We start from the raw sequence: 11,363 nt of genomic DNA, 5'->3' as shown, positions 1-11,363 counted from the left end.
ATATCGTTGTTCAGTGAGTTGGCGGCGTTGCCGTGGTCAAATGGAAGCCGACGCTGCGATAAGCTTTATATCGGTCGCGCGCCAACTGTTTTAAGGTGTCTTCGTAAGGGACGAAGTCTACCACTTCATGGAAAGCAGTAGCAAAATCTGCAAACTGCGGCAGCAGGGCGATCAGCAGATCGCGCGGTGAGTTGCCGCGTTTGCCGGGCCAGCACAGCTCGACCGGGGCACCGTAGTGCGGCCCTTCGCCGGCCAGATTGTGCGGCACGAACTGGTGCGGATCGCGCTGCCACAGCGCTTCGTCCAACCGCTGGGCCTGTTCCTGGCTTTCGCAGGCGATCAACACCCGCTTGCCGGAGCGCCAGCGTTCGGCGGCAACGGCGCAGGCCACGGCCTCATGCGCGCTGAGCGCACCTGCCGGTTCCGCGTGTTCGAGTAAATAGAACGTTGCCTGTTTCATGATCTGATTCACCGCTGCCAATAAAAAATGTAGGGGCACAGCATGCTGTGCCCCTCGGGATTATACCTGAATTACCGCTCAGATTTAATCGTCGCCGTTTAACCCCGCGCGATTAAGCAGGAACTGAGACAGCAAGGCTACCGGACGGCCGGTTGCGCCTTTGGCCTTGCCGGAACGCCAGGCGGTGCCGGCGATATCCAGGTGCGCCCAGCTGTACTTGCGGGTAAAGCGCGACAGGAAGCAGGCTGCGGTGATAGCCCCGCCCGGACGGCCGCCAATGTTAGCCATATCGGCAAAATTGGAGTCCAGCTGCTCGTAGTACTCGTCGGACATCGGCAAGCGCCACGCGCGGTCACCGGCCTGTTCGGACGCGCCGATCAGTTCGTGTGCCAGCGGGTTGTGGTTCGACATCAGGCCGGTGATGTGGTGGCCCAGCGCGATCACGCAGGCGCCGGTCAGGGTGGCAACGTCAATCACCAGCTCCGGATCGAAACGCTCAACGTAGGTCAGGGTGTCGCACAGCACCAGGCGGCCTTCGGCGTCGGTGTTCAACACCTCGACGGTCTGGCCGGACATGGTGGTCAGCACGTCGCCCGGACGATAAGCGCTGCCGCCCGGCATGTTTTCACAGCCGGCCAGTACGCCGATCACGTTCAGCGGCAGGTTCAGTTCCGCCACCACGCGCATCACGCCGTACACGGTGGCGGCGCCACACATGTCGTACTTCATCTCGTCCATGCTGTCGGCAGGTTTGATCGAGATGCCGCCGGAGTCGAAGGTCAGCCCTTTACCCACCAGCACAATCGGCTTGGCGTCCGGGTTCGGGTTGCCTTTGTATTCCATCACCGACATCAGCGATTCGTTCTGCGACCCTGCGCCAACCGCCAGATAGGCGTTCATCCCCAGCTCTTTCATCTGCTGTTCGCCGATGACGCGGGTGGTGATGTTGGTGCTGAAGGCGTCCGCCAGTTGACGAGCCTGAGAGGCCAGGTAGCCGGCGTTACAGATGTTCGGCGGCATATTGCCGAGATCTTTCGCTGCCTTGATACCGGAAGAGACGGCCAGACCGTGCTGGATAGCGCGTTCACCGCTGGTGAGCTCACGGCGGGTCGGCACGTTGAACACCATTTTGCGCAGCGGACGGCGCGGCTCCACTTTATTGCTTTTCAGCTGATCGAAGGTGTAGAGCGTTTCTTTTGCGGTTTCCACCGCCTGACGCACCTTCCAGTAAGTGTTGCGGCCTTTCACGTGCAGCTCGGTCAGGAAGCAGACCGCTTCCATGGAGCCGGTATCGTTAAGGGTATTGATGGTTTTTTGAATCACCTGTTTGTACTGGCGTTCATCGAGCTCGCGCTCTTTGCCACAGCCAATCAACAGGATGCGTTCGGAGAGAATGTTAGGCACATGGTGCAGCAGTAACGTCTGCCCGACTTTACCTTCCAGTTCGCCACGGCGCAGCAAAGCGCTGATATAACCATCACTGATTTTGTCGAGTTGTTCTGCGATAGGGGACAAGCGGCGCGGTTCGAAAACGCCGACTACAATACAGGCACTGCGCTGTTTTTCCGGGCTACCGCTTTTTACACTGAACTCCATGCACTCTCCTGAATCTTAAAGACAAAGGCAGGCGCTACGGCTAGAATAACGTACTCCGTAACGATCTCCCGCCATTGAGTTAACTAACTATGTTAACCTGAACGGCGTAAATTGCTCTGTTTTGGCGACTATAAGTAAGTTCCTATAGGACACCCAAATGCTAGATGTTGTAATACTATTTTAGCTGTGTCGGTTGCCATATGATGAGAATAAATGGCGGATTAGCGATGAAACTATCGATTTTCCTGCAAAAAGACAAGTTTTCACAGGCGTAATAAGCGTGATCATCATAAGATATCTGGTACGGGAAACGCTAAAGAGCCAAATCGCGATCCTTTTCATCCTGCTTCTGATCTTCTTTTGTCAGAACCTGGTCAAGGTGTTAGGCGATGCGGTGGACGGCGATGTCCCGACAAATTTAGTTCTTTCTTTGCTCGCATTGGGTGTGCCGAAGATGGCGCAGCTGATCCTGCCGTTAAGCCTGTTTCTCGGCTTATTGATGACGTTTGGGCGGCTGTATACCGACAGCGAAATCACCGTGATGCACGCCTGCGGGCTGGGTAAGCGTACCCTGATTATCGCCGCGATGGTGCTGGCGCTGATTACCTCCGCCGTGGCAGCGGTCAACGTGTTCTGGGCCGGCCCTTTGGCCTCGCGCTATCAGGACGTGGTGATCAGCGAAGCCAAAGCCAACCCCAGCATCGCCGGGCTGGCGGAAGGGCAGTTTAAACCTTCGCAAGACGGCAACGCGGTGCTGTTTATCGGCAACGTAAAAGGCAGCACCTTCAACGACGTTTTCCTGGCGCAACTGCGGCCGAACGGCAACCAACGCCCGTCCGTGGTGGTGGCCGAACACGGCAAGATCAACCAGATGAAAGACGGTTCGCAGGTGGTGACGCTGGACAAGGGCACCCGCTTCGAAGGCACCGCGCTGCTGCGTGACTTCCGCATTACCGATTTCAACGACTATAAAGCCGTGGTCGGCCACCGCACGGTCGCCGTGGACGGCAACCAGGCCGAGCAGATGTCGATGCAGACGCTGCTGGAGTCTGACGACCCGGACGCGCGCGCCGAGTTCCACTGGCGCCTGACGCTGGTGCTTTCCGTGGTGATCATGGCGCTGTTGGTGGTACCGCTTAGCGTGGTCAACCCACGCCAGGGCCGCGTGCTGAGCATGCTGCCGGCCATCCTGCTGTATTTGATTTTCTTCCTGCTGCAGACGTCGCTGCGTTCCAACGGCGGCAAGGGCAAACTGGACCCGATGATATGGCTTTGGGTGGTCAACGCGGGGTACTTTGCGATCGCGCTGGCGCTAAACCTGTGGGATACGGTGCCGATGCGTAAGCTGCGTGCACGCCTGAGAGGAGCGGCCTGATGTTTGGCGTTTTAGACCGATATATCGGTAAGACGATTTTCAACACCATCATCATGACGTTGTTCATGCTGGTGTCGCTTTCCGGCATCATCAAGTTCGTCGACCAACTGCGTAAAGTGGGCCAGGGCGAGTACACGGCGCTGAGCGCCGGGATGTTTACCCTGCTGAGCGTACCGAAAGACATCGAGATCTTCTTCCCGATGGCCGCGTTGCTGGGCGCACTGCTCGGGCTGGGCCAACTGGCGACGCGCAGTGAACTGGTGGTGATGCAGGCTTCCGGCTTTACCCGCATGCAGATCGCCGGTTCGGTGATGAAAACCGCTATCCCGCTGGTGCTGTTGACCATGGCGATTGGCGAGTGGGTGGCACCGCAGGGCGACCAGATGGCACGCAACTACCGCGCGCAGCAGATGTACGGCGGCTCGCTGCTTTCCACTAAGAACGGCCTGTGGGCGAAGGACGGCAACGACTTCATCTACATTGAGCGCGTGGCGGGCGAGAAAGAGCTTTCCGGTGTCAACATCTACCACTTCAACGACCAGCGCAGGCTGGAGACGGTGCGCTATGCCGCCACCGCCAGCTTTGAAGACGGCGTGTGGAAGCTTTCGCAGGTGGATACCTCCGACCTGACCAATGAAAAGCAGGTGACCGGCACCCAGACGCTGACCGGCGAATGGAAAACCAACCTGACTCCGGACAAACTGGGCGTGGTGGCGCTGGACCCAACCTCGCTTTCGATCAGCGGCCTGCACAACTACGTGAAGTACCTGAAACAGAGTGGTCAGGAAGCCAACCGCTACCAGCTGAACATGTGGAGCAAAGTGTTCTCGCCGCTTTCCGTCGCGGTGATGATGCTGATGGCGCTGTCGTTCATCTTCGGGCCGCTGCGCAGCGTGCCGATGGGCGTGCGTGTGGTGACCGGTATCAGCTTCGGCTTCCTGTTCTACGTGCTGGACCAGATATTCGGCCCGCTGAGCCTGGTGTACAACATGCCGCCGGTACTGGGCGCGTTGCTGCCAAGCATGCTGTTCCTGCTGATCAGCGTGTATATGCTGCTAAAGCGCAAGTAGCGGCATGACAGACGATTTAAAAAGGCGTAGCCATGCGGTTACGCCTTTTTTGTTTCTGGGGCCCTGTAGCGCGCTGATACTGATATCGCTATGCACAGGTGCACATTATCGTCGATATCATCCGTGGGGGCGCTGCACGCTGCGCCCGTGCCGTTTGCCGCAAGTATCGCCGATGTCTTCCGTAGGGGCGCTGCACGCTGCGCCCGTGCCGTTTGCCGCAAGTATCGCCGGTGTCATCCGTAGGGGCGCTGCATGCTGCGCCAGTGCCCTATGCCACAATTATCCCCGATAGACACGCCTTACTTCGCCCAAATAATGAACCCAACGTGACCCCGGCGACGATTTTTTCAGCACTTAACTCATTGAACAACGGATAAGTGTTGCACGTGGATCGCTGAAAGGTATAATGCACCCGTTTTCCGCATACTACTTGCAGTGCCGAAGTGGCGAAATCGGTAGACGCAGTTGATTCAAAATCAACCGTAGAGATACGTGCCGGTTCGAGTCCGGCCTTCGGCACCATTAGTACAGCGCGAACAAGAAGCCACCGAGAGGTGGTTTTTTTGTGCCTGGGATTTGGCATGGTGGAGTGCCCCCGTTCCGGTAGACAGTTTCTGTCCTCGCGGCGAGGCCTTTTTGAAGGCCTCAGGGCTGACGCCACCGAGATGGCTGTGGTGCCGGGTACGGCTGTAGCACACTTCAATGTAATCGAAGATATCCACCCGGGCCATGCCCTGATTTTTATAGTGAGTTAACCCAACGGGCAGGAAAACTCTCGGCAGTGCAATCAATTTATGCAGGCAAGCTACGCTGCATATCCAGATAGGTCGATAAAAATGACCTTTTTAAACCTAATCCCCCAACGTATTTATGACAGCGGCATATTCCGACTCTGTGTCGATGAAATTCGTTTTTTTAAACATATGGCTGGGATAGATCCAGGGTATCGACAGGTTCCGGTGATATGTCGATAAAATGCAATTTTTTAAACATGATGGCGTGACATGTTTATGGCATCGACATAAGATGGCTATATGTCGATGAAAACGGTTTTTATAAACATATGAACTGGGATCCAGAAACTCCTTACAACGATTTGCCGATACTGCCGCCCGATCTGGAGCGTGTTGAAACGCGTAATGTACTCAAAGCGTGCATAAGTGCGCGCGCAGCGATCGCAGAGTTGAAAACTGCAGGTGAGCTGATCCCCGATCAAGGTTTGCTGATAAATATCCTTCCTATGCTGGAAGCGAAAGACTCTTCGCGCATTGAGAATATCGTGACTACCAGCGATCGGCTCTTCCAGTATGCAGATCGCGCAGATGGTGCAGATCCGGCCACCAAGGAAGCGCTGCGCTATCGTACAGCACTTTATGATGGCTACACCCACCTTGAGGCTTATCCGCTCTGTACAAACACCGCGATAACTCTCTGTACCAAATTACGCGCAGTGCAAACCGATATCAGGAAAACGCCGGGTACGGTATTGCGCGATCAGAACAAAAACGCGGTGTACACCCCCCCCGTGGGTGAAGACGCTATTCGTAACTTACTGGCGAATTGGGAGCGATTCATACACGGCGATGATGATTTAGATCCACTAGTAAAAATGGCTATTGCGCACTATCAGTTTGAGTGCATTCATCCCTTTCCTGACGGGAACGGGCGAACGGGCCGTATCCTGAATATCTTGTATTTGATTCAGACTGGGCTGCTTTCGCTGCCTATTCTGTATTTATCTCACTTCATCCTGGAGCGGCGTGACGATTACTACATGCTCCTGCGCAGGGTGACAGAAGAGGGGGATTGGGAATCATGGATCTTGTTTATGCTGGAGGCGGTAGAGAACACGTCTCGGTGGACGACTGACAAGATATCGATTGTGCGGGCATTGATGGCAGAAACCACAGAATATGTGCGCCAGAAGCTGCCGAAAATTTACACCCATGAACTTATCCAGACGCTTTTTGCGCAGCCGTATTGCCGGATCGATAACCTTGTGGAACGCGGCGTAGCCAAGCGCCAGACGGCATCAACGTATCTTAAGCAACTGGTAGAAATTGGTATTCTGGAGGAAATGAGAGTTGGCCGTGAAAAGCTGTATATCAACACCAGGCTGCTACAGGAATTGAATCAGTAGTTATATACCCATTAAGGTAGGGGCAACGACCTATCCGTGCTCAATAAGTGGGGGGAGTTCACGGTCACCCCCTCAATTAAAGAATGCGCAGAAAGCGGTTATCCCCAATTTAACCGCGTTGCCGCACCTCGTCATTGGCACTTTTGCAGGCACGCCTCGCAGTCCGCTGAACGCTCATTTCTATCCAAGAGATACTGGACTAACCGGGAGTGATGATTATCATGTTATCGATACTACCGATCCAGAGAGCGTGTTATGCAACATATCATTGAAGGTTTCCTCAGCTTCCAGAAAGAGATTTTCCCACAGCGTAAGGAACTCTTCCGCAGCCTTGCTTCCAGCCAGAACCCTAAAGCGCTTTTTATTTCGTGTTCTGACAGCCGCCTGGTACCCGAGCTTGTGACTCAGCAAGACCCGGGGCAGCTTTTCGTTATCCGTAACGCAGGCAACATCGTTCCTTCCTTTGGCCCGGAGCCGGGCGGGGTGTCGGCGACCATTGAATACGCGGTTGTGGCATTGGGCGTCACGGATATCGTGATTTGCGGCCACTCGAACTGCGGCGCCATGAAGGCGATAGCCTCTTGCCAGTGCCTTGATCCGATGCCGGCAGTGGCCCACTGGCTGCACTATGCGGACGCGGCCAAAGCGGTGGTAGAGAAGAAAACGTGGGATAACGAAATCGACAAAGTTAACGCTATGGTCGAAGAGAACGTCATCGCCCAGCTAAATAATATTAAGACTCACCCGTCCGTTGCCGTGGGCCTGCGCAACAACGGCCTGCGTCTGCACGGCTGGGTGTACGACATCGAAAGTGGCGAGATCCGTACGCTGGATAAAAATACGAAGAATTTCGTGTCACTGGCGGATAACCCCGCAGTTCACTTCGAATAAAGTGATCCTTGGCCTTGGCTATCAAATTCAATCCACGTTTCGGCGTGGATTTTTTTAGGGGCAGGTCTAAATAATCATGTCCGCTTTTGATACTCACTAAAAGCCATAGCAGATCCCACGATATGGCGAGGGCATCTATCCTCTATAGAGGATAATATTTGCTTTATCCGTTATAGGGGATAATACTCATTTCATCCGCTTGGGAGGATAAAATGAAAATCACCTCGGCACAGATGCTGGCGCATACATTACGCAACGAGCGTAAAAAGCGTAACCAGAGCCAAAGCAAAACCGCTGACAGCGTTGGGTTAAAACAGGCGACGGTTTCCGCGTTTGAAAACAACCCGGACGGCACCCGGCTGGAGACGTTGTTCAAACTGCTTGCTGCGCTGGACCTGGAGCTACAGGTCACCCCGCGTGGCAAGCCGGTAGATCCCAAGACCTGGGATCAGGAGTGGTGAGCATGGAAAAGCTACGCGTGGTGTGCCTACACACACTCTACTTACCCCCTATGCTCAAGCTATAGGCTACGAGCACGAGGGACTCCAGACATCAAACTTGCACCCATTTTGGCCACGGACAATTAAGTTAGGCTGATTTTATGAGATAATCCCGGTCAATATAACTTTGCATACATTGTCGCCTACCCGTATGGAAATTAATCCATGATGGCATATCTGCTCATCGAGGCTTAGACCTTAGGTACGGGAACCCAACTATTTTCATAAGAAAAAGAGAACGCATTTACATGGCTAAATCACCAACCAAGAAAGCTGGCAAAGGCTTCGAAGAAACACTTTGGGATACCGCCAACCAGCTACGTGGCAGCGTGGAATCCTCCGAATACAAGCACGTAGTGTTGAGTCTGGTATTCCTGAAATTTATCAGCGACAAGTTCGAAGCCAAGCGCAAGCAACTGATCGCCAACGGTCAAGAAGCCTTTGTCGATATGGATGTCTTCTATCAGCAGGACAATGTCTTCTTCCTGCCACCAGAAGCCCGCTGGTCTTACGTCAAAGCCCGAGCTAAGCAAGATGACATCGCGGTGATTATCGACACGGCCCTTTCTACAATAGAGAAACGCAATGCGTCGCTGACAGGTGCCCTGCCGGATAACTACTTCTCCCGTCAGGGATTAGAGGTGAAAAGACTCGCTTCTCTCATCGATAGTATTGAGAATATCGACACCCTCGCCAACGAATGCGATCTGACAGAAGAGGACCTCGTTGGCCGCGTCTACGAGTATTTTCTTGGCAAGTTTGCCGCCAGCGAAGGCAAAGGCGGTGGTGAATTCTATACCCCGAAAGCAGTGGTGACCCTGCTCGCTGAAATGCTTGAACCCTATCAAGGCAAGATCTATGACCCTTGCTGTGGTTCAGGCGGTATGTTTGTGCAGTCCCTCAAATTTGTTGAAAGCCATCAAGGTAAGAGTAAGGACATCGCTATTTACGGCCAAGAGCTTACCAGTACAACCTATAAGTTGGCCAAGATGAACTTGGCGGTGCGCGGGCTTTCGGGCAATTTGGGAGAGCGTCCGGCTGATACTTTCTTTGCCGATCAGCATCCAGATCTCAAAGCCGATTTCATCATGGCTAACCCGCCATTTAACCTGAAGGACTGGCGCAACGAGGCGGAGCTCACCAACGATCCACGCTTTGCAGGTTTTCGCACTCCTCCAACCGGCAACGCTAACTATGCTTGGATCCTGCACATGCTCTCCAAGCTGAGCGAAGACGGCACTGCGGGCTTTGTGCTGGCCAATGGCTCGATGAGCTCGAATACCAGCGGTGAAGGCGAAATCCGTCAAAAGCTGATTGAAGATGACCGCATCGAATGCATGATTGCCTTGCCGGGGCAGCTGTTCTTCACCACCCAAATCCCGGTTTGCCTGTGGTTTATCAGCAAAAGTAAACAAGCCAATCCTCAATATGGTTACCGTGATCGTCGCGGTGAGACTCTGTTTATCGATGCCCGCAATCTGGGCACTATGGTAAGCCGTACCCAAAAAGAGCTGACTAAAGAGGATATCGCTACCATCGCTGATACTTTCCACGCCTGGCGCAGCAGCGAGAGCGAACTCAAGCGTCGCATAAAAGCTAAGGAAATCAGTGTCGAGCAATACCAAGACCAAGCAGGTTTCTGTAAGGTCGCGACCCTTGATGCAATACAAGCTAACGACTTTGTCCTCACTCCAGGCCGCTATGTCGGAGCTGCAGATGTGGAAGATGATGGGATTGCTTTCGAAACCAAGATGCAGGAGCTGACCCAAACGCTTTATCGGCAGTTGGATGAAGCGACAACGCTGGATCAGGCGCTCCGCACCATTATGGAGGAACTGGGTTATGGGGAGTAAGCAATTAGTTACGACGAAGTTAGTCGATCTATGTGAATTAATAGTGGATTGCCCTCATTCAACCCCAGAATGGACTGACTCAGGTTATATCGTTCTGCGTAACCAAAATATTAGGAACGGTTCTCTCGATCTATCATCTCCAAGCTTCACTGATGAAAATGGTTATAAAAGCAGAATAAAGCGTGCGGTCCCAAAAGCTGGCGATATTGTCTTTACTCGTGAAGCACCTATGGGGGAGGTTTGCCTTATTCCTGAAGGACTCCAATGCTGTTTGGGACAACGACAGGTTTTATTGAGGCCAAAAAATGGAGTATCTGGAGAATACTTGTTCTGGGCACTTCAATCTCCATTTGTTCAACATCAAATTTCTTGGAATGAAGGTACCGGCACGACTGTTAGCAATATTCGAATTCCGGTATTAAAAGTTTTTGAAATCCCTCGTTGGTTTAAAAGTGAGCTACGAATTGCTTCTCATTTGAGTGCGATCAAGAACAAAATAACCCTCAACTACCAAATCAACCAAACCCTAGAGAAAATGGCACAAGCGCTGTTTAAATCATGGTTTATAGATTTTGACCCCGTGGTCGATAACGCCTTGGATTCAGGGTTTTTCGAGCAGGATTTAGAGTTCTCTGATGAGTTGCTGCGCCGTGCTGAGGCCCGCAAAGCGGTGCGGGAAAGTGCCGACTTCAAACCCTTATCGGAAGATATCCGCCAGCTATTCCCTGCAGCTTTTGAGGAATGCTCGGAGCCTTCACTTGGCCTTAGTGGCTGGGTGCCGGAGGGGTGGTCGGTTAAATGTGTGTCTGAGGCTATTTCTATTAACCCAAAAGTGAGTTTGGCTAAAAATGCTATTGCAAAATTTGTCGATATGAAAGCTCTTCCCACAACTGGTTATTCGATAGAAGAGGTCATCGAAAAACCTTTTACTGGTGGGATGAAATTCAAGCAAGATGATGTATTAGTCGCCCGTATAACACCATGTTTACAGAACGGTAAAACGGGTATAGTCGACTTTTTGTCCGATAAAGAAGCAGGTTTTGGCTCAACAGAATTCATCATTCTTCGAGGTAATAAAAATATACATTACTCATATATTGCTTGTTTAGCTCGACATGAACAATTTAGACAACATGTTATGCAAAGTATGGTTGGTTCATCGGGACGCCAGCGAGTACAAAATGGTTGCTTTGATAACTATCAGATCGCAGTTCCACCCATCGAAGTAATGAATAGTTTTGCCAGTCTAGTTTTACCTTCTTTTAAGAAGTTAAAACAGAATACAAACGAAAGTATTTCGTTAAATAGGCTTCGCGACACACTGCTCCCCAAACTAATCTCCGGTGAACTGCGCCTTAGCGATAGTGAGGTCAACACCGCAGACGAAGTATTGGCATAAACCATCCGACCACCACACGGTTTATTTATGGTGAGGCGGTTATTACCTGCTCGGTCACACTGACAACAACAAGACAAGA

9 protein-coding genes, 1 tRNA gene and 1 pseudogene are annotated in these 11,363 nt (G+C 52.6%); 8 read left to right on the top strand and 3 right to left on the bottom strand.

The genetic code is table 11. The annotated features are described in order from the left end of the window. Positions 1 to 10: 10 nt before the first annotated feature. The gene (locus H5P17_RS00945) at positions 11 to 460 is read right to left on the bottom strand and encodes a DNA polymerase III subunit chi (protein WP_044554261.1); all 450 of its coding nucleotides are present in this window, start codon (positions 458 to 460) and stop codon (positions 11 to 13) included. A gap of 84 nt (positions 461 to 544) precedes the next feature. Further along, positions 545 to 2,056, bottom strand: coding sequence for a leucyl aminopeptidase (gene pepA / locus H5P17_RS00940; protein WP_044554022.1), 1,512 nt, complete (start codon positions 2,054 to 2,056; stop codon positions 545 to 547). 280 nt (positions 2,057 to 2,336) lie between these two features. Between pepA and lptF the strand changes: the two genes are divergently transcribed. The 3 genes from lptF (at position 2,337) to H5P17_RS00925 (ending at position 5,023) form a co-directional block, all read left to right on the top strand. Then, positions 2,337 to 3,431 carry an LPS export ABC transporter permease LptF gene (gene lptF / locus H5P17_RS00935; RefSeq protein WP_182820826.1) on the top strand — a complete coding sequence of 365 codons (1,095 nt, stop codon included), beginning with the start codon at positions 2,337 to 2,339 and terminating at the stop codon, positions 3,429 to 3,431. Beyond that, positions 3,431 to 4,501, top strand: a complete 1,071-nt coding sequence (gene lptG, locus H5P17_RS00930; protein ID WP_020825022.1) for an LPS export ABC transporter permease LptG — start codon at positions 3,431 to 3,433, stop codon at positions 4,499 to 4,501. Before lptF ends, lptG begins: the two co-directional genes overlap by 1 nt. 437 nt (positions 4,502 to 4,938) lie before the next feature. Further along, a tRNA-Leu gene (locus H5P17_RS00925) sits at positions 4,939 to 5,023 on the top strand. A 104-nt stretch (positions 5,024 to 5,127) separates the two neighbouring features. On the opposite strand, the pseudogene H5P17_RS00920 reads toward H5P17_RS00925, so the two are convergent. After that, positions 5,128 to 5,229 (bottom strand): annotated as a pseudogene (locus tag H5P17_RS00920) (IS3 family transposase); the annotation flags it as partial. A gap of 335 nt (positions 5,230 to 5,564) precedes the next feature. Between H5P17_RS00920 and fic the strand changes: the two are divergent. The 5 genes from fic (at position 5,565) to H5P17_RS00895 (ending at position 11,284) form a co-directional block, all read left to right on the top strand. Beyond that, entirely contained in the window at positions 5,565 to 6,641 is a 1,077-nt protein-coding gene (gene fic, locus H5P17_RS00915; RefSeq protein WP_182820824.1) for a protein adenylyltransferase Fic, read from the top strand. Between the two features lie 255 nt (positions 6,642 to 6,896). Continuing rightward, positions 6,897 to 7,532 carry a carbonic anhydrase gene (locus H5P17_RS00910; protein ID WP_012005022.1) on the top strand — a complete coding sequence of 212 codons (636 nt, stop codon included), beginning with the start codon at positions 6,897 to 6,899 and terminating at the stop codon, positions 7,530 to 7,532. A 212-nt stretch (positions 7,533 to 7,744) separates the two neighbouring features. Continuing rightward, positions 7,745 to 7,993, top strand: a complete 249-nt coding sequence (locus H5P17_RS00905; protein WP_012005023.1) for a helix-turn-helix domain-containing protein — start codon at positions 7,745 to 7,747, stop codon at positions 7,991 to 7,993. 287 nt (positions 7,994 to 8,280) lie between these two features. Further along, a complete protein-coding gene (locus H5P17_RS00900) occupies positions 8,281 to 9,885 on the top strand; it encodes a class I SAM-dependent DNA methyltransferase (RefSeq protein ID WP_182820822.1) in 1,605 nt (534 codons plus the stop codon). Further along, positions 9,875 to 11,284, top strand: coding sequence for a restriction endonuclease subunit S (locus tag H5P17_RS00895; protein ID WP_182820820.1), 1,410 nt, complete (start codon positions 9,875 to 9,877; stop codon positions 11,282 to 11,284). The genes H5P17_RS00900 and H5P17_RS00895 overlap by 11 nt, the downstream gene beginning before the upstream one ends. Positions 11,285 to 11,363 lie beyond the last annotated feature (79 nt).

Origin of the sequence: Serratia sp. OS31, from assembly GCF_014164835.1 — a bacterium.
GTDB lineage: Bacteria > Pseudomonadota > Gammaproteobacteria > Enterobacterales > Enterobacteriaceae > Serratia > Serratia liquefaciens_A.
The sequence above is the reverse complement of the archived record's forward strand: the minus strand, read 5'-3'. Positions and strand labels throughout refer to the sequence as shown.

Excerpts from the sequence above, each read along its gene's own strand:
- H5P17_RS00945 (WP_044554261.1), bottom strand. The coding sequence starts at position 460 with ATGAAACAGGCAACGTTCTATTTACTCGAACACGCGGAACCGGCAGGT.
- pepA (WP_044554022.1), bottom strand. The coding sequence starts at position 2,056 with ATGGAGTTCAGTGTAAAAAGCGGTAGCCCGGAAAAACAGCGCAGTGCC.
- lptG (WP_020825022.1), top strand. The coding sequence starts at position 3,431 with ATGTTTGGCGTTTTAGACCGATATATCGGTAAGACGATTTTCAACACC.
- fic (WP_182820824.1), top strand. The coding sequence starts at position 5,565 with ATGAACTGGGATCCAGAAACTCCTTACAACGATTTGCCGATACTGCCG.
- H5P17_RS00910 (WP_012005022.1), top strand. The coding sequence starts at position 6,897 with ATGCAACATATCATTGAAGGTTTCCTCAGCTTCCAGAAAGAGATTTTC.
- H5P17_RS00905 (WP_012005023.1), top strand. The coding sequence starts at position 7,745 with ATGAAAATCACCTCGGCACAGATGCTGGCGCATACATTACGCAACGAG.
- H5P17_RS00900 (WP_182820822.1), top strand. The coding sequence starts at position 8,281 with ATGGCTAAATCACCAACCAAGAAAGCTGGCAAAGGCTTCGAAGAAACA.
- H5P17_RS00895 (WP_182820820.1), top strand. The coding sequence starts at position 9,875 with ATGGGGAGTAAGCAATTAGTTACGACGAAGTTAGTCGATCTATGTGAA.